The following is a 17,310-nucleotide window of genomic DNA, read 5'->3' as shown; positions in this document are numbered from 1 at the left end:
GGAGAGAATACCGGATGCGGATCAACTCCTTGTTAGGGGAACGTTAAATCCGTGCAAATTTTCGGCGAAGGGGAAGTGAGATCAACTCGCGCGAGGAGGGAAATCCCTACTTCACAACGACATTGAGGTGGCCACCAGACTCAAGGCCCGGAGGATGAGTTCCTCCTCTTCGGAGGAGACCGTTCGGAGATCGAGGAGTACCTCCTCCTCCTCGATCCGCGCAATGATTGGTGGATCGGCCGCACGAAGTCGCGCCTCCAGCTCGTGAGCCGGGAGACGTTCATGTCGCAGAGCGATGAGCGCCGTCCGAAGGCCGACCTCTGGGGCTGCGCCACCACCGGCGACCGAGACACCGTCCCTCAATCGAACGCGAAACGCTTCACCGCATATTCGCCGAAGTCGGCTTGCGAAGGCCCGAGCGCGACGTCGCACCTGCTCCGGCGTCAGGGCGATCATCCGAAGGACCGGGATCTCCTCAAGGCGTCCGGCCAGATACGCTCGCAGAGTCGCTTCCAACGCCGCGAGCGTGAGTTTATCCGGCCGAACGACGCGCATCAACGGATTTCGAGCCAAACGCTCGAGGATCGCCGCGCGCCCGACGATGATCCCCGCCTGCGGTCCTCCGAGCAATTTGTCCCCACTGAAGGAGCAAACGTCCACGCCCTCCGCCAACGAATGTGCGACCGTCGGTTCGTCGGGGATCCCCCACGGTCGTAAATCCACGAGGCATCCACTCCCCAAATCCTCGTAACACGGCAGACCATGCCGATGAGCCAGGGCGACGAGGTCCCGAAGGGACGGTCGCTCCGTGAATCCAATGATGCGAAAGTTGCTCCAGTGTGCGCGAAGGATGAGCCGTGTGCGCTCGGTGATGGCGCGCTCGTAATCCTCCAAGCGCGTGCGGTTCGTCGTCCCAACCTCGCGAAGAATCGCCCCGGACTTCGCCATGATCTCCGGCAAGCGAAATGCTCCCCCGATCTCGATCAGTTCTCCTCGCGAGACGATGACCTCGCCCCCTTCGGCCAGTGTGTTGAGCACGAGCAGCACAGCCGCCGCATTGTTGTTGACAACGAGAGCGGCTTCCACATCAAGCAGGTGACGCAACACATCCTGACAATGCATTTCGCGTCGCCCGCGCTCACCGCGCACGAGATCGAACTCGAGATTCGAGTATCCCACCCCGACGCGCTCGATGGCCTGAAGCGCTGCGGCCGAAAGCGGCGCGCGTCCCAGGTTCGTATGGAGGACGACTCCCGTGGCATTGATCACTCGTCGCAATGAGGGGCGTTCGAAGGCCTCCAGGCGCGCGCGCAACCGGCGCTCAATCTCGCGCGGCACGTCCTGGGGCGTCAGCGCCAGATGCCCGGCGCGAAGCTCTCGTCGCAACTCATCGGTGACGGCGCGCACTTCGCGCACGACGATCGCTCGACCGAATCGCTCGGTCCACGGCGCGATCGAACCCCAATGCAAGATGGATTCGACCGAAGGAATCGCGCGCAACCGTTCGACGCTCTCCGCTTCTGTCACCGATTATCCTCCCTAGCAGGGTCGCTCGCCCGACCGGATATGCGCTCGTAGGATCCCCGTCGCTGACGGGAGCTATTGTCTCTTCGCACCGACGCGCGGCGGCTCACCCACCTGGATGCGCACGAGGAACTCACCACTATTGTCCCGAAGCGTCCCCTCGTTCACCGTCAGGAAGAGCCGACCGCGACGATGCGCGACGATCTCAGCCGCCGGGCCGATGAAGAGGAACTCGTCATTGTCATCCCCGATGACGGCGATCACGGCGCCGCTCGGATGATGCGGCATCAACCGATCCGGATCTTCTCGCTCGATGCCTTCGGGCCCGACCTCCTGTGTCGCCGAGACGCGGATGCGCCCGCTGACAGCCAGTCGCAATTTCTGCCCTTCGACGACATCAATCCCGGTGTCGATCCACTCTTGATTGGCCGGGACCTTGACGGTGCGCTCCGTATATCGCGGCAGCGCGACGGCTCCCGCTGGCGTCGGCGCTGAAGTCGCCAACTCCTGAGCCGGACGCGCGCTCGGCGCTCCCTCTTGCGCGCGCGGGGCCTCCACCGGTGTTTCTGCTCCCCCGAAGTCTATGCGCTCGACGTCGCTGGCTTTGAGAATCGCCCGGCTTTGCGTTCCCGAGAGGATGAGGGTGAACTCCCCGTTCTCGAATCGAACGACGCGTCCACGAAGGACCGATCCGTTGCGCAACCACACGGTGTGAGGTTCTTGGGCGACCGGGCGATCTTGGACCGAAAGCCTCGCAGTGGAGCGAACAGGTGAAGATTCGGCTGCGGAGATCCCAACCACTGCGATCGCGATCAGAACGAGGACGAGCAATGTGCACCTCATCTCCTTCCTCCCCTCGGCACGTGCCGGTTCGCAACTGCATGCGTCTTCGAACCGACCCGAACAGCAGAGGCATGGCGGCGCCATGTCCCTACAGAGCGGATAGGGTTTCGACATACTGACGCGCTCGCGCCGTGAGATCCGGCGCGCCGACGAGATCGGAGATCACAGCGATAACGTCCGCGCCAGCCGCGATGACCTGTGGTGCTGTCTCCAGTGAGATCCCTCCAATGGCCACCAGCGGTTTCCGAATCCGCGCCCGAACAGCTCGGACCATTTCCACGCCCACGACCGGATCCGGCTTCTCCTTCGTCCGCGTGGGGAAAATCGGACCGATGGCGATGTAATCCACCGGAAGCGCGTCCGCCTGAAGCGCCTGCTCCAACGAATGCGTCGAATAGCCGATGAGGCGATCCGGACCGAGGAGTTTCCGCGCTTTCTCCGGCGGAAGGTCCTCTTGTCCGAGATGGACGCCGTCAGCCCCAACGGCCAGGGCAATATCCACGCGATCATTGATGAGCAGCATGACGCCAAGCTCTCGGGCGACGGCGACGGCCTCCTGCGCCTCGCGATAGAAATCCCGAGGCGACGCCTCCTTCTCCCGCAACTGGATGAGACGAATCCCGCCAGCCGCTAGTCGCCGCACTTGCTCAGCGTGCGAGAGTCCGCTCAACCGACGATCCGTGATAGCGTATACGCGCGGAAGCCCCATCACATCCCCCTCATCAGCTTCGCTCTCGAAGATCTCGCGGCGAGCCCGGACTCACGCCTACGACGGTATCACCCCCCGCCACAGAATGCAAGCGCACCGGGCAAGCTCCGCGCAAGATGCGTCGCGCGCCCTGTCGCGCCAACAGATGCGCGATGAGCCGATAGGCATTCCACGCGAAGAAGACATTCGGTCCCGGCAAGACCGCCAGCGCCGCCGTCACCGGAAGCAGGAGGGCATTGAGGACGATCCCCCGCGTATGCGCGCGGGATTGACGCCGAAGGAAGCGCAGGAATCGGCGCTGCACGAGCGTCGCCGAGAGCGATGCCGGATATAGGAGCACGATTTCCGCTGCCGTGCGCATGTGTCGCAGGAGCGATTCATTCGGATCAATGCGCGCTTCCAGTCGTCGAAGCCAACGCTGAATCCACCCCATCCGTTCAGATGTCTCGATCGCGCGCCGCGCATGGCGATACTCGGCCAAGAGCCGTTGCCAGAGCCGAGTGATGACTCCCTCGGGGCCAGCGGAGAATTCCGCGCGAGCCTCCCTCTCACCTTCCGGTTCGGCCTGGAAGGTCCACCGATTCCCCGGACCGATCACGAGCCGGATCCTCATTCGCTCGCCGCCAGTTCCTCCTCCAGAAGTTGCTCCTCATACAACTCGGCATAGACGCCACCCCGGGCGAGTAATTCCTCGTGCATCCCTTGCTCGACCACGCGCCCGCGGTCCAGGACGATGATTCGATCCGCCTCGCGCACCGTCCATAACCGATGCGAGATGAAGAGCACCGTGCGCCCGGACATGAGCGCTCGAATCTGCGCGAGGATGTGCTCTTCCGTATGCGCATCCACAGCCGAGAGGGCATCGTCCAAGATGAGAATGCGCGGCCGCCGAAGGAGTGCGCGCGCGATCGCCACGCGCTGCCGTTGTCCTCCGGAAAGCATGATCCCGCGCTCGCCCACGATCGTGCGAAATCCCTCGGGAAATCCCCGAATCTCTTCATCAAGTCCGGCCCACCGCGCGGCTTCCGCAATCTCCGACTCACTGACCGAGTCGACGCCGAACGCGATATTTTCAGCGACGCTCATGCTGAAGAGGAACGGTTCCTGCGGCACCACGCCAAGCGCGGCGCGCAATTGCGCTCGGGGGATCTCCCGGATATCTCGCCCATCAATGAAGACGGTTCCGGGCGGCGGCTCATAGAGTCGCGTGAGCACATTCACCAAGGTCGTCTTCCCCGATCCCGTTCGTCCGACGATGGCCACCATCTCTCCGGGTTCGATCACCAGCGAGACATCGCGCAAGACCGGCGCTTGATCATCATAGCTGAAGGTCAGACGACGAATCTCGATCTTCCCTTGCGGGATCCATCCGTCGTCAGCCTTCGGAAGAAGAGGCGCGGCGACCTCCCGACTCTCGGGCTCCCGCTCCAAGACCTCCACGATGCGGCCCATGCTGGCCAGTCCGCGTTCGACGAGGTTCACGACCCAGCCCATGGCGATCACCGGCCAAACGAGCCGCGCCAGATAGAGATTGAACTCCACGAACTGACCGACACTGATCGCTCCCGCGAGGGCGAGCCGGCCGCCATACCAGAGTACGGCCACCGATCCGAGCCCGATGAGAGCCGCGAGCGTGGGAGAGAAGAGCGCGGTCAACCGAATGAGGCGCAGGTTGCGCCGCACGTATTCCCGATTGAGGGCCCGAAAGGCGCGGCGCTCTGCCTCCTCCTGTCCATAAGCGCGCACGACGCGCACGCCCGCGAAATTCTCCTGCGCGCGCGTGCTCAAGCGCCCCAGTTGCTCCTGCACCCGTTCGAAATGGGCGTGAATGCGCGCTCCGAAAAGTTTCGTCGCGATCGAGACCAACGGCAGGGAGAGCAAGGCCAGCGCCGTCAGCCGTCCGCTCACCCGAATCATCAATGGCAGCGCGAGCGCGAACACGACGAGCGCGTTCACCAAGTACATGAGCGCCGGCCCGACGAGCATCCGCACGGCGTTCAGATCATTGGTCGCTCGCGACATGAGATCGCCCGTCCGGTATTCGTGGAAGAATTTCGGCCCCATCTGCTCCAAGTGTGCGAAGAACTCGTTGCGCAGCTCATACTCGATGTCCCGCGACATTCCGACGAGCAACCGTCGCTGCCAAAAGAGGAAGAGTCCCTGCCCCAATGCAATGGCGATCACCAGGAGCCCATAGCGAAAGAATTTCTCCGCCGTCGTCGCCCGCACCAGATCATCTACAGCTTGGCGCACGACGGTCGGGGCCGTGATGCCAATGGCGTTTCCTACGAGAATGCATCCGAGGCCCAGGACGAGCCCCCGCCGATGCCGTTTCCAAGCGGCCAGGATACGCCTCCACGCCCGCCGTCGAACGTTCTCCGAATCCCCACGCCTGCTCTCGGAAAGCACGCCAGCCATTCGTCATACCCCCCATTGCCGCAACACTTCAATAGGCCCGCAACTGTTCCTGATACGCGAGGAATTGCTGCTTCATCTCCTCGAGCGAATCGCCGCCGAACTTCTCGCGCATCGCTTGCGCGAGCACGATGGCGACCATCGCTTCTCCGATCACCCCCGCCGCCGTGATGGCCGTTACGTCCGAGCGCTCGAAGGTGGCCTCGGCTGGCTCTTTCGTGACAACGTTGACGCTATTGAGCGGCCGCCGCAAGGTCGAGAGCGGTTTCAAATAACCGCGCACGCGGATCTCCTCGCCGTTGCTAATCCCCCCCTCGATGCCGCCGGCGCGGTTCGTCTTCCGGTAGAATCGGCGTTCGGTGGCATCGTAGAAGATCTCATCGTGGACGCGCGAGCCGGGCCATCGGGCGGCCATCACCCCAAGGCCGATCTCGACGGCCTTCACCCCCTGAATTGACATGATGGCTTGCGCCAAGCGCCCATCTAATCGCAGATCCCATTGCGTATGCGTGCCCAAGCCCGGAGGTACGCCATGAGCGACGACCTCGAAGAGGCCGCCCACCGTATCGCCAGCGCGCATCGCTTCTTCGATCCGCGCGATCATGTGCGCCTCCAACTCGGGATCCGCACATCGCAGGGGCGAATCCTCGGGGATGGCTTGGATCTCTTCCCACGAAACGTCCTCACGCGGTTGCTCGGGCACCCCCCCGACCATCAAGACGTGACTGCTCACCTCAAGGCCGAACTCGCGCAAAAGCAATTTCGCCAAGGCGCCAACGGCCACGCGCGCCGCCGTTTCGCGGGCGCTCGCCCGCTCTAAGATGTCGCGCAAATCGTGCGTGTTGTATTTCAAGCCTCCGGCCAAATCCGCGTGCCCGGGTCGGGGACGCACGACTCTCCGTGCCTTCCGTTCGTCCTCGAACGCGCGCGGTTCGAGCGCCATCACCTCTTGCCAATTCGCGAAATCCCGATTCTCGATCAAAAGCGCAATGGGCGACCCGAGTGTGCGTCCATGCCGCACCCCGCTCAAGATCTCGGCACGATCTCGTTCGATCTTTTGCCGAGCGCCGCGCCCGAAACCGCCCTGTCGCCGCCTCAGCTCCCGCGCGATGAATTCCACATCCACAGACAATCCGGCCGGAAACCCCTCCACGATGGCCACCAGCGCTCGACCATGCGACTCCCCCGCCGTGAGGAAACGAATTGCCATCGCCCTCCCCTCCTGGATGAGTTGCTCAACTGGGGACCTCCAACAACTTGCGCTTCAACGCCTTGATCCGATCGCGCAACGCGGCCGCTCGCTCGAACTGCAGTTGCCGCGCCGCTTCCCGCATCTCGGCTTCCAACTGCCGGATGCGCTCCTCCACAGCCTCCTCCGTCATCACCTCCTCGTCGTCCTCGTCCAACGGAACGGTCACGTAATCGGCCTCAATGATGTTAACGAGGGTCTCCTCGATGGGCTTAACGACCGATTGCGGCGTGATCCCGTGCCGCCGATTGTACTCCTGCTGCTTCGCCCGACGTCGCTCCGTCTCGCGGATCGCCTGCGCCATGGACTCAGTGATGCGATCGGCGTAGAGAATCGCTTTCGCATTGACGTGCCGCGCGCATCGCCCCATGGTTTGGATGAGCGCGCGCGTCGAACGTAAGAATCCCTCCTTGTCGGCATCGAGGATGGCGACCAGTGAGACCTCTGGCAAATCGAGCCCCTCGCGCAGGAGATTCACGCCGATCAGCACATCGAAATCCCCACGCCGGAGATCGCGCAGGATCTTAACCCGCTCCAGCGTGTCGATCTCCGAGTGGAGATACCGGACGCGCACGCCTAACTCCGCATAATACGCGCACAGGTCCTCCGCCATCCGTTTGGTGAGTGTCGTCACCAGCACGCGCTCGCCCCGCGCCACTCGCTGCCGAATCTCGTCAAGCAGATCATCCACCTGTCCGCGCACCGGGCGCACCTCCACTTCCGGATCGAGCAAGCCCGTCGGACGCACGACCTGCTCCACGACTTCCCCACCCGCTTTCTCCAGCTCGTAATCGCCCGGCGTCGCCGAGACGAAGATAACCTGTCCAACGCGCGCCTCCCATTCCTCGAACATCAGGGGCCGATTGTCGAGCGCGCTCGGCAATCGAAACCCATATTCGACCAGCGTCTCCTTCCGAGAACGATCCCCATGGTACATGCCACGAATCTGCGGGATCGTCTGATGGCTCTCGTCCACGATGACGAGCGCGTCCTTGGGGAGATAATCGAGCAACGTCGGTGGAGGTTCGCCCGGTCGCCGTCCCGTCAGATGCCGGGAATAATTCTCAATCCCGCGGCAATATCCGAACTGCTCCAACATCTCCAGATCGTAGAGCGTTCGCTCCCGAATTCGCTGCGCCTCGAGCCGCTTCCCCTTGGCTTCCAGTTGCGGCCACCACCACTCCAATTCCTCCCGAATCGAGCGAATGGCTCGACGCAACACCTCCTGGCGCGTGACGAAGTGCGTCTTCGGATACAGCGCCACGCGATCCACGCGCTCGATCACCTCCCCGAAGAGAGGATCAATCGTCGCGATCGCCTCCACTTCGTCCCCCCACAACTCGATCCGAAGGGCCAGATCGCGATCCACCGGATAGACCTCCACGATATCCCCTCGCACCCGAAACATGCCCCGTCGCAGCTCGTCCTCAGTCCGCTCGTACTGCAACTCGACCAATCGCCGCAGCAACTCCGCACGCGAGAGCATCTGTCCCCGATGCACCCAGAACAGCATCCCGTAGTACTCGTTCGGATCCCCGAGACCGTAGATGCACGAGACGCTCGCCACGATGATGACGTCCCGCCGCTCGAAGAGCGCGCGCGTGGCCGACATCCGCAACCGATCAATGTCCTCGTTGATGATGGCTTCCTTCTCGATGTACGTGTCGGTCGCTGGGATGTACGCCTCCGGCTGATAGTAGTCGTAATAGCTCACGAAGTACTCCACGGCATTGTGGGGGAAGAACTTCTTGAACTCTTGATAGAGCTGCGCGGCAAGCGTCTTATTGTGCGCCATCACGAGCACAGGCCGATTCACGCGCTCGATGACCTTGGAGATCGAGAAGGTCTTGCCCGAGCCCGTGATGCCCATGAGGACTTGAAATCGCTTCCCCTCGCGCACCCCTCTCACCAGGGCTTCGATCGCCTCGGGTTGATCGCCGCGCGGTTGATAGTCGGAGACCAACGTGAACTTCATAACGCGCCCTCACCAAAAGCTGAATTATAGTCCGATCCCTCTAGCGGGAAAAGACCTCGCGCGTTCACCCTCTTGCCCTTTCCTCTCCCGCTCGCGCTCCTCTATAATTCCACCCTTCGTGGGCGTCATGCGCGGCGCCTCAAGGAGTGGCAAGAGCGATGTTCAAGATCCTGATTGTGGACGACGAAGCGACTGTGCGAACGTTCGTCCAGCAGGCGCTTGCTGATGAGGAGTACGAGATCCAAACGGCCGCTAACGTCTCGGAAGCTTTAGAACGAGCGCGCGAGGAGGTCTTCGATCTGGTCATCACCGACCTCATGATGACCCCCCTCTCGGGCATGGACCTGCTGCGCGCCATCAAGGAGATCTCCCCGGACACGGAAGTCCTTATGATGACCGCCTACGGGACGATTGAGACGGCCGTGCAAGCCATGAAGCTCGGCGCTTGCGATTATATCACCAAGCCATTCCCCATAGATGAGCTCCGCCTGCGCGTCGCGCACATCCTGGAGCGAAAGCGCTTGCAACGCGAGAACCGATGGCTGCGAGAAGAGTTGCTCCACCACTTCGGGATCGAGAATCTCGTCGGTCAAAGTTCGCCGTTCCTTCAGGTTCTGGAGAAAGTGCGGCGCGTCGCTCCAAGCGACGCCACCGTTTTGCTCACCGGTGAGACCGGAACGGGCAAGGACGTGATCGCTCGCGCGATCCACCTCTTGAGCCGACGTGCCTCGCGCCCATTCATCTCGGTCAACTGCGCAGCCCTGCCGGAACAACTCTTGGAGAGCGAACTCTTCGGACATGTCAAAGGCGCGTTCACCGGAGCCGTTGCGAATCGGAGGGGCTTGATCGAAGAGGCTTCCGGAGGGACGTTCTTCCTCGATGAGATTGGCTCGGTCCCGCTCTCGATCCAAGCCAAGCTCCTGCGCGTGCTCGAAAACAAGACCATCCGCCGTCTCGGGGAGAATCGCGAGATCCCCGTGGACGTGCGGATCATCGCGGCGACCAATCGAGACTTACACGATGCCCTCCGGCGCGGCGAATTCCGCGAAGACCTCTACTACCGGCTTAACGTCGTCACCATCCACCTCCCACCGCTGCGCGCCCGACGCGAGGACATCCCCTTACTGGCGCATCACTTCCTCCGCCAATTCTGCCAACGAGAGCAAAAGGTCATCCTGGGCTTCAGCGAAGCGGCCATGTCCGCACTGATGCACTACGCCTTCCCTGGCAATGTACGCGAACTGCGTCATATCATCGAACAAGCCGTCGCCCTCACCACCGGTCAGTGGATTACCATCGCTGATCTCCCTGCCCATGTGCGGATCTCCACCGCGCCCTCAGAAGAGCGAGAAGCCGAGACCATCCTCCATCAGGTCGAGCGCGATCTCATCCTTCAGGCGATCGAGCGCAACGAAGGCCACCTCGAACGCACGGCTCGCGATCTCGGTATCAGCCGCGTCACTCTTTGGCGGAAGATGAAGAAATACGGGCTCGCGAAACGATTCGTCTCTTCGTCGAATTCGCCCGAGGACACTTCCCCGTAATGGACGACTTCGTGCACAATGGGTCATCTCCTTCCCCGCGACGCCCCGCAATGAACGAAGCGTTTCATCCATGAAACCATCCGAGGAGGCGTGAAACGTTTGGGATCGAGCGTCCATCATGAAGCCCGCCCTTGTGTTCAGGCCCACCTTTTGAGGAATCCTTTGGTGAGGGAAGAGTTGATCCCGCTGCGATGAAATAAAGCGCTCGTCGCTTCAGACGAAGCGTCTTGGCACGTCGATTGCTTTTCTCCCCTCGGCGGAGGATGCGAGATGGCAGTGAAAAAGATCGCGATGCTCGCCATCGGTCTCAAGTGCATCTTGTGGCCCATTCCGGAAACCGCGAATCCCCATCCGCCATCGCCCAGGCCAATGATGCAAACCCTTTGGGTGCATTATGACGGCACACGATTTCAACTCATCGAGAGCCAGATTCACCCCGCATCGGCTCTCCCGCAGGCGTCCCCATCTCACTTGCCGGGAACTTTCCGGTTCACTGTGGAAGCTGAAGACGGACAAGTCCTTTTCGTCAGCGAATTTGACGATCCGCGCCCCATCCATGTGGATCGCCTCAGCGAAGAAGGAAATATTGACGGGCAGACGCTTCTCCTGCCGGAGACGATCTTCCCACTCCGGGTGCCGTATGCGGAAAAGGCTACTCGACTTCGCATCTCGGGAGACGACTTGCCGACGATCGTTCTCCCTCTGGAGGTTTCTACAGAAGCACTTGAAGCGACCAGCGCGCGACCGAATTATACGGCGCAGACGGTGATTCGCACGGGGCCCTCGAGCAATCGTCTGGACATCGTGTTTTTGGGCGATGGCTACCAAGCGACGGAGATGGAGAAGTTCGACCGAGACGTTCGCGCATTCGCTGCCCATCTGCTCGAGACTCAACCGTATGCGGCCTATCGCCACGCCATCAACATTCACAAGGTCAATGTGATCTCCCGAGACTCCGGCATCGATCGGCCGAGCCTCGGACTCTATCGCGATACAGCCCTGGATATGACGTTCGACTTCGGGGGCGTGCCGAGTGCCGTTTATGCTCCCGTAGAAAGCGAGTACAAGATCTATCGCGCGGCCGCTTTGGTGCCCGAAGCCGATCTCATTGTCGTCCTCGTGAACGAACGAGATTTCGGTGGCTCCTCTGGGCCCTTGAAGAACATCTCGGTCGTCACGACGCACGCACTGGGACCGGAGCTGCTAGTGCACGAACTGGGACATAGCTTCGCCTTCCTCGCTGATGAGAACGACGGTCCTTCGGCTCCGCCTTTGCGCGAACCGACGAAAGTGAACGTCACGCTTGAACACACCCGTGAGGGCCTTCGGCGAGTCGGGAAATGGGATTACTGGATCGAGGATGCGCGATCCTCGTCCGAATCGAGCATGAACGTTGGACTCTTTGAAGGAGGACTGGGTGCCTCGCGCGGAGTCTTTCGCCCATCCCCGACCTGCAAGATGCGGACGCTTGGTCAACCGTTCTGCCCCATTTGCATGGAACAGCATGTCCGACGTCTCTACTTCTACATTCGTCCGATCGAAGCCGCCCTCCCTCCGCCCGGCTCTTTGCTTTCAATTCACGAGACCATGGCCGATACGCTGCTCTTTCGCGTGGTTCCCCCGGAACCTTCGCCAGGGACGCTGCATATCGAATGGTTCATGGATGGCCTCCCGCTCGACCACCACGAAGCGAGCTTCTCCCTTCCCACGGCAACCCTCTCTCCGGGTCAGCATACGATCACGGTGGTTGTCACCGATCGGACCCCCTTCGTCCGTCGAGATCCACTAGGGCTTCTCTCTTCCCGCGTGAGTTGGACGCTCACGCGCTGACTATGCAGCCCCCATCCCCCGGGGCGATGGAAGCCATCCTCCCCATCGCCCCTCTTCATCTGACCTGCGTCGGAGAAGATGCCTCTTCTGCCCCGCCGTGATGTGCCAATTCATGACTGAGCAGACGAACGAAAGACGGATGCAAGAGGCCAAAATGATCCTTCAGCCGAATCCAGAGAGCGACCATCGGGCGATACACTTCGAAATCGTCGAAAAATCACCACCGAATAGTTCCCCCCCATCGGAGGGTATGGCCTACGGTCCCCCGCCGCGCGATGAAACCATCGGTCGCATCTACCGGCGTCGCGTTAACGTTCGATTTTCGATCCCTCGTGCATGACACGGACGGGGGGTAGATGGCGCGCTCGAATTGACGTGATTAAGGGGCTGGGCTACATTTCTCTGGCGAAACTCCGGTGAGGGATTCCGAATGCGAGAACGATCCTACGCGCTGGCGACCGACCTGTATGAGCTGACGATGGCGGCGGCCTATTTCGAGAATCAGATGAACCATCCCGCCACGTTCGAGGTGTTCGTGCGATGGATGCCGCCGAATCGGAGTTATTTGGTCGCTGCGGGACTCGCGCAGGTCATCGAGTATTTGCTGGAGCTGCGGTTCTCCCCCCGCGAGCTCGAATTCCTCCGCCGCTTGCCGGTCTTCCGGCGGGTCTCGGATGCCTTCTTCGATTACCTGAGCGAATTTCGATTTCGTGGCGATGTCTGGGCCATGCCTGAAGGGACCATCTTCTTCCCGAACGAACCGATCTTGCGAATCACAGCGCCGATCATCGAGGCCCAGATCTTGGAGACTTACGTGCTCGCCTACCTCAACTTCGAGAGCGCCATCGCGAGCAAAGCGGCCCGCATCGTGGACGCCGCCCAAGGGCGGGCCATCATTGAGTTCGGCGCGCGCCGCGCGCACGGCATGGAGGCTGCGCTCTATGCGGCGCGCGCGGCCTACATCGGGGGTTGCATCGGAACTTCTAATGTGGAGGCCGGCTATCTCTTTGGAATTCCCATTTACGGGACCGCCGCTCATTCCTGGAACATGGCCTTTCCGGACGAACTGGACGCATTTCGCGCTTATCTCCGCGTCTTTCCAGAGACGACGATTCTCCTCATTGACACCTACGATACGCTTCAGGGAGCGCGTAAGGCGACCGCCCTTGGCTCGGTCGTCCGCGGCGTGCGATTGGATAGTGGAGATCTGGCGACGCTCAGCAAGCAGGTGCGCGCTATCCTAGATGAGGCCGGGATGACCGAGACTAAGATCATCGCTAGCGGCGATCTCGACGAGTACAAAATCGCCGATCTCCTTGAGCAGGAAGCGCCCATCGACATCTTCGGCGTTGGCACGCAGCTCTCCACTTCCTACGATGCCCCGACTCTGGGCGGTGTCTACAAGCTGGTGGAAGAAGAGGTAGATGGACGCATCATCTACAAGATCAAACTGAGCACGGAGAAAGCGACCTATCCGGGCCGTAAACAGGTATGGAGGAGAACGGACGCTGAGGGCCGTTTCCTCTCCGACGTGATCGCTTTGGCCGATGAACCTCCGCCTCCCGACGCTTTTCCGCTGCTTGAGGAGGTCATGCGCGGAGGTCGCCTTGTCGCGTCTTTGCCTTCCCTCTCGGAGATCCGAGAGCGTACGCTGGAAAATGTGCGCCGATTGCCGGAAGCGTACCGCCGTTTGAGAGAAGCGGCGGAATATCCAGTCTCTTGGAGCGAACGCCTCGAAGACTTGCGACAGCAGGTCATCGCGGAGCTTCAGGGCGTGTGAGCTTTCATCCCGAACTTCCGCTGAGCAGAGCACGCAGTTGCTCCTCGCTCGCCTCCATGTACTGCCCCATGACGCGGAATTTCTGATACCGACGGGCCACAAGTTCCTCGATGGGCAGATCTCGCACCTCGGCCAATGCTTCCATGAGAAACCGATCGAGGATCTCCGCCATCTGACGCGGATCCGTGTGCGCGCCCCCGGGCGGCTCGGGCACGATCCGATCAATGACTCCAAGCTCAAGCAGGTCCGGCGCGGTGAGCTTGAGCGCTTCGGCCGCGCGATCGGCCTTGCTCGCATCCTTCCAAAGGATGGCGGCGCATCCTTCGGGGGAGATCACCGAGTAGATCGCGTTCTCCAGCATGAGAATGACGTCTCCAACGGCGATGGCCAGAGCACCGCCCGATCCCCCCTCCCCCGTGATCGTCACAATAATCGGAACGCGCAGGCGCGCCATCTCGCGAAGATTGTACGCGATCGCTTCGGCTTGCCCGCGCTCCTCGGCGTCCACTCCAGGATACGCGCCCGGCGTATCTACGAAGGAGAAGATCGGACGATGGAACTTCTCAGCCAGCTTCATCGCTCGAAGGGCCTTGCGATACCCCTCCGGCTTCGGCATCCCAAAGTTGCGAAGCTGCCGTTGCTTGAAATCATGCCCTTTCTGATGGCCGACCACCAGCACCGGCTCCCCGTGAAATCGCGCCAAGCCGCAAACGATCGCCGGATCATCGGCGAAACGCCGATCACCGTGAATCTCGATGAAGTCCTCAAAGATCCATGAGACGAAATCGAGTGTGTATGGACGATCGGGATGGCGCGCCAGTTTCACCCGATCCATCGCCGTCACCGGGCGCGCGAACTGCTCGCGCAATCGTTCGACTCGTTGCTTGAGCGCCACCAGCTCCTCTTGCTCTCCTCGTGTCGTCGCCCGCTGCGATAGTTCCTCCAATCGGCTCTCCAGCTCGGCCAATTCCTGCTTGAGTTGCTCCCTCTCCTCCATCTCGCCCCTCCAAAGTAACGGCGGTGCCCGAGCCACCTCCCTACCGCGGGATGCGAGCTTTCAATCAGCGGTCATGTATTGTACTGTAAGAATCCCACAAATGCCTAGCTGCTGCGGATCGAGCGATCGAACATGCGAAAGAGGCGCTCTAGCTCCCGCCCGCGCCATCGCCGCGCGCTCTGCTCCCGACGCCGATCTCGCCATACCCCTGGCAATTCCCGAAGCGCCCCCACGAGCGCCGCTCCAAAAGCCCAATCCCATCGCAGCGGGATCGTCAGCGTGAGCAAGGTGACGACCATCGCATGCTCCAACCACCAATCCCACTCATCCAAGTTCTTCCAATGGACGAGCAACCGATTCCGCTCGCTCGCCCGTCGAATGAAAGACCGCGAGAAGCGCGGCCCGATCGTTCGACTCGCTTCATGATATACAACGGCGCGCGGTTCATATCTGATCTGCCACCCGCGCCGCCATGCCCGCAGGCTCAAATCCACGTCCTCCCAGTAGAACGGCCGCAACCGCTCATCGAATCCCCCAAGCTCATGCACTTTCTCCGCATCGAAGGCCGAGAATCCGCCGCTCGCCAAAAGCGAAAGCCACGTCTCGAACGGTTCCGCCGAACAACCGGCAGCCCCACGCTCGCCTTCCGGCGTGACATCGTAATCCTCATGAACCCGCCAGAATCCCCGACGAAAGCGGCCGAGCTTCCCCCCGCTCGCGAGCCTTCGCGTGCGCGGATCCAACGCTCGACACGTCACCGCGAAGACGTCGGGATCAGAGAAATGTGGCACGAGGTAAAAGAGCACATCCCGCTCTACGGCCACATCATTGTTGAGAAGAAAAATCACCGGGAACCGCGCCCGACGAAATCCCACATTCGCCGTCGGTGCAAATCCCTCCGGCCCGCACTTCACGAGGACTTCGACACACGGTGGGGCATTCGCCTTCACCCATTCCGGCGTCCCATCCTCGCTCCCATCATCAACGATCACGATTTCGACGCGCGCCTCCATCTCTCGCTGATAGGCGTATGCCGCCTCCACAACCGAAGGAAGAAACTGTTCGAGCAAATGGCGCCCGTTCCACGTCGGGATAACAATGCTCACATCGGGATAAGGGCGATCAGACATCTAAATCCGGCAACCAGTGCTGCAGTCTTTGCCGCAGAAGGGCGATCAGCTCCGGCGAATCCCGCTCGTAAATGTCCGGAATGTTCAGCACGATGATTTTCTCGGCGAGCCCCTCGACATCGGGGAAGAGTTCGAGCAGTTGCGTCCGATGACGATCATATCGCTCATCCATCACGAAGATGAGATCGGCCCACTCCACGAGATCGCGCGTCACCGGACGCGTGGCCAGCGGCGACACTCCCGCCGAACGCGCTTCATATCGTTGACTCCGCGCCAATAGCGCTTCGGCTGTCGGCGAGCGATGTTGATTCGCCGTGCAGATGAAGAGCACCCGCCGCTTCATGGCTTTGAAGACTCGATTATATCCAACCCCACGACGACCGCCAACGCACATCCCAGGATGCGATATCCTCATGCGCCCGTGCGCAACACTAATGGGACAGCGCGAGAAACTGCTCGTATACGAACGATACGAGGTCGCGCGGCGCGCGCTCGATGCCGACATCATGGCGTACCGCGAGATTTGAGATCGCTCATTGACCACTACACATCGGCGAACCGCGCCATCCAACGTCATGAGAAGCGATGCCTCTTCTTCGAGGTTCAACTGAACCGGACCGCGGCCCCAAAGGATGACCGTGCCACTCCCGCTGATCCGAAGCGCATCATTCAAAACAAGTCGGGATTCTGGGATGCGCGCGCGAGGGTCCCGATGCTCCGAGCCGACCTCGCCGAACGAGCCGTTGAAGTCATTGACAGCGCGGAAGGCGAAATATATGCTTCACAGCGCATATGAACATCCGAGCGATGAAGGAGTACGCCGAAATCCTTAAAGCTCTGGGCGATGAGACGCGGCTCCGTATCATGCACCTACTGATGATTGCCAAGAGCGGTCTCTGCGTCTGCGAATTGGTCGATTCCCTGGAGATCCCCCAGTACAACGTCTCCAAGCATTTGAGGGTATTGAAGCAGGCGGGACTGCTCACCGAGCGGAGGGAGGGCCGATGGGTCTATTACTCGCTGCCCGACGCCGATGAGCCGTTCACGCGCGCTCTCTTTGACGCCGTCGCCTCAATTCCAAGAGGCCTTTCGGCAAGGGATGAAAGGGAGCTGAAGAAGCGCCTGCGCCTTCGCATCCGTGGCAAATGCCTCGTCGGGATACAAAAGGAGAGATTGTTGCCGGGCAGGGCGGCCAAGAGAGTGCGCCAGAAGGCGAAGGCCGAAGTGGCATCGGTGAGCCGATGAGCAAACGCTATGACTGGTCAAGAGCCGATTGAGAAAATCCGAGCTGAATTACGCGTGGGCATGGACTTG

14 protein-coding genes are annotated in these 17,310 nt (G+C 61.2%); 4 read left to right on the top strand and 10 right to left on the bottom strand.

Features of this window, described 5'->3' with window-relative positions; genetic code table 11:
* Nucleotides 1-111: 111 nt before the first annotated feature.
* From selA to uvrB, 7 genes are all read right to left on the bottom strand, one after another.
* Nucleotides 112-1,527, bottom strand: a complete 1,416-nt coding sequence (selA, locus tag NZ746_11755; protein ID MCS6818029.1) for an L-seryl-tRNA(Sec) selenium transferase — start codon at nucleotides 1,525-1,527, stop codon at nucleotides 112-114.
* 72 nt (nucleotides 1,528-1,599) lie between these two features.
* On the bottom strand, nucleotides 1,600-2,367 hold the full coding sequence (locus tag NZ746_11750; GenBank protein ID MCS6818028.1) for a LecA/PA-IL family lectin: 768 nt from the start codon (nucleotides 2,365-2,367) through the stop codon (nucleotides 1,600-1,602).
* A gap of 88 nt (nucleotides 2,368-2,455) precedes the next feature.
* Nucleotides 2,456-3,076 carry a thiamine phosphate synthase gene (gene thiE / locus NZ746_11745; protein ID MCS6818027.1) on the bottom strand — a complete coding sequence of 207 codons (621 nt, stop codon included), beginning with the start codon at nucleotides 3,074-3,076 and terminating at the stop codon, nucleotides 2,456-2,458.
* A 13-nt stretch (nucleotides 3,077-3,089) separates the two neighbouring features.
* Complete coding sequence (locus NZ746_11740; GenBank protein ID MCS6818026.1) at nucleotides 3,090-3,689, bottom strand: mitochondrial K+-H+ exchange-related family protein; 600 nt, start codon at nucleotides 3,687-3,689, stop codon at nucleotides 3,090-3,092.
* Complete coding sequence (locus tag NZ746_11735; protein MCS6818025.1) at nucleotides 3,686-5,494, bottom strand: ABC transporter ATP-binding protein/permease; 1,809 nt, start codon at nucleotides 5,492-5,494, stop codon at nucleotides 3,686-3,688. The genes NZ746_11740 and NZ746_11735 overlap by 4 nt, the downstream gene beginning before the upstream one ends.
* 28 nt (nucleotides 5,495-5,522) lie before the next feature.
* Nucleotides 5,523-6,695: a chorismate synthase gene (gene aroC / locus NZ746_11730; GenBank protein ID MCS6818024.1), complete on the bottom strand. Its 1,173-nt coding sequence runs from the start codon at nucleotides 6,693-6,695 to the stop codon at nucleotides 5,523-5,525.
* Nucleotides 6,696-6,726: 31 nt separating this feature from the next.
* Nucleotides 6,727-8,715, bottom strand: coding sequence for an excinuclease ABC subunit UvrB (uvrB, locus tag NZ746_11725; protein MCS6818023.1), 1,989 nt, complete (start codon nucleotides 8,713-8,715; stop codon nucleotides 6,727-6,729).
* A gap of 158 nt (nucleotides 8,716-8,873) precedes the next feature.
* On the opposite strand from uvrB, the gene NZ746_11720 reads away from it, so the two are divergent.
* The 3 genes from NZ746_11720 to NZ746_11710 all read left to right on the top strand — a co-directional run bounded on the left by NZ746_11720 (nucleotide 8,874) and on the right by NZ746_11710 (nucleotide 13,869).
* On the top strand, nucleotides 8,874-10,259 hold the full coding sequence (locus NZ746_11720; GenBank protein MCS6818022.1) for a sigma-54 dependent transcriptional regulator: 1,386 nt from the start codon (nucleotides 8,874-8,876) through the stop codon (nucleotides 10,257-10,259).
* Between the two features lie 270 nt (nucleotides 10,260-10,529).
* Nucleotides 10,530-12,089 (top strand): M64 family metallo-endopeptidase, encoded by a 1,560-nt coding sequence (locus NZ746_11715; GenBank protein MCS6818021.1) that lies wholly within the window; start codon nucleotides 10,530-10,532, stop codon nucleotides 12,087-12,089.
* Nucleotides 12,090-12,519: 430 nt separating this feature from the next.
* Nucleotides 12,520-13,869, top strand: a complete 1,350-nt coding sequence (locus tag NZ746_11710) for a nicotinate phosphoribosyltransferase (protein ID MCS6818020.1) — start codon at nucleotides 12,520-12,522, stop codon at nucleotides 13,867-13,869.
* Nucleotides 13,870-13,873: 4 nt separating this feature from the next.
* On the opposite strand, the gene NZ746_11705 is transcribed toward NZ746_11710, so the two are convergent.
* The 3 genes from NZ746_11705 to NZ746_11695 form a co-directional block, all read right to left on the bottom strand.
* Nucleotides 13,874-14,866: an acetyl-CoA carboxylase carboxyltransferase subunit alpha gene (locus tag NZ746_11705; GenBank protein ID MCS6818019.1), complete on the bottom strand. Its 993-nt coding sequence runs from the start codon at nucleotides 14,864-14,866 to the stop codon at nucleotides 13,874-13,876.
* 104 nt (nucleotides 14,867-14,970) lie between these two features.
* Nucleotides 14,971-15,996 (bottom strand): glycosyltransferase family 2 protein, encoded by a 1,026-nt coding sequence (locus NZ746_11700; protein MCS6818018.1) that lies wholly within the window; start codon nucleotides 15,994-15,996, stop codon nucleotides 14,971-14,973.
* Complete coding sequence (locus NZ746_11695; GenBank protein MCS6818017.1) at nucleotides 15,989-16,339, bottom strand: protein tyrosine phosphatase; 351 nt, start codon at nucleotides 16,337-16,339, stop codon at nucleotides 15,989-15,991. The genes NZ746_11700 and NZ746_11695 overlap by 8 nt, the downstream gene beginning before the upstream one ends.
* A 464-nt stretch (nucleotides 16,340-16,803) precedes the next feature.
* Between NZ746_11695 and NZ746_11690 the strand changes: the two genes are divergently transcribed.
* Nucleotides 16,804-17,241, top strand: a complete 438-nt coding sequence (locus NZ746_11690) for a metalloregulator ArsR/SmtB family transcription factor (GenBank protein MCS6818016.1) — start codon at nucleotides 16,804-16,806, stop codon at nucleotides 17,239-17,241.
* Nucleotides 17,242-17,310 lie beyond the last annotated feature (69 nt).

Source organism: Blastocatellia bacterium, from assembly GCA_025055075.1.
GTDB lineage: Bacteria > Acidobacteriota > Blastocatellia > HR10 > HR10 > HR10.
The sequence above is the reverse complement of the archived record's forward strand: the minus strand, read 5'-3'. Positions and strand labels throughout refer to the sequence as shown.

What these genes read in the sequence shown, in the direction of transcription:
- NZ746_11740 (MCS6818026.1), bottom strand. Translation starts at nt 3,689, where the DNA reads ATGAGGATCCGGCTCGTGATCGGTCCGGGGAATCGGTGGACCTTCCAG.
- NZ746_11735 (MCS6818025.1), bottom strand. Translation starts at nt 5,494, where the DNA reads ATGGCTGGCGTGCTTTCCGAGAGCAGGCGTGGGGATTCGGAGAACGTT.
- NZ746_11700 (MCS6818018.1), bottom strand. Translation starts at nt 15,996, where the DNA reads ATGTCTGATCGCCCTTATCCCGATGTGAGCATTGTTATCCCGACGTGG.
- thiE (MCS6818027.1), bottom strand. Translation starts at nt 3,076, where the DNA reads ATGGGGCTTCCGCGCGTATACGCTATCACGGATCGTCGGTTGAGCGGA.
- NZ746_11690 (MCS6818016.1), top strand. Translation starts at nt 16,804, where the DNA reads ATGAAGGAGTACGCCGAAATCCTTAAAGCTCTGGGCGATGAGACGCGG.
- NZ746_11715 (MCS6818021.1), top strand. Translation starts at nt 10,530, where the DNA reads ATGGCAGTGAAAAAGATCGCGATGCTCGCCATCGGTCTCAAGTGCATC.
- NZ746_11705 (MCS6818019.1), bottom strand. Translation starts at nt 14,866, where the DNA reads ATGGAGGAGAGGGAGCAACTCAAGCAGGAATTGGCCGAGCTGGAGAGC.
- NZ746_11695 (MCS6818017.1), bottom strand. Translation starts at nt 16,339, where the DNA reads ATGAAGCGGCGGGTGCTCTTCATCTGCACGGCGAATCAACATCGCTCG.
- NZ746_11720 (MCS6818022.1), top strand. Translation starts at nt 8,874, where the DNA reads ATGTTCAAGATCCTGATTGTGGACGACGAAGCGACTGTGCGAACGTTC.
- NZ746_11710 (MCS6818020.1), top strand. Translation starts at nt 12,520, where the DNA reads ATGCGAGAACGATCCTACGCGCTGGCGACCGACCTGTATGAGCTGACG.
- uvrB (MCS6818023.1), bottom strand. Translation starts at nt 8,715, where the DNA reads ATGAAGTTCACGTTGGTCTCCGACTATCAACCGCGCGGCGATCAACCC.
- NZ746_11750 (MCS6818028.1), bottom strand. Translation starts at nt 2,367, where the DNA reads ATGAGGTGCACATTGCTCGTCCTCGTTCTGATCGCGATCGCAGTGGTT.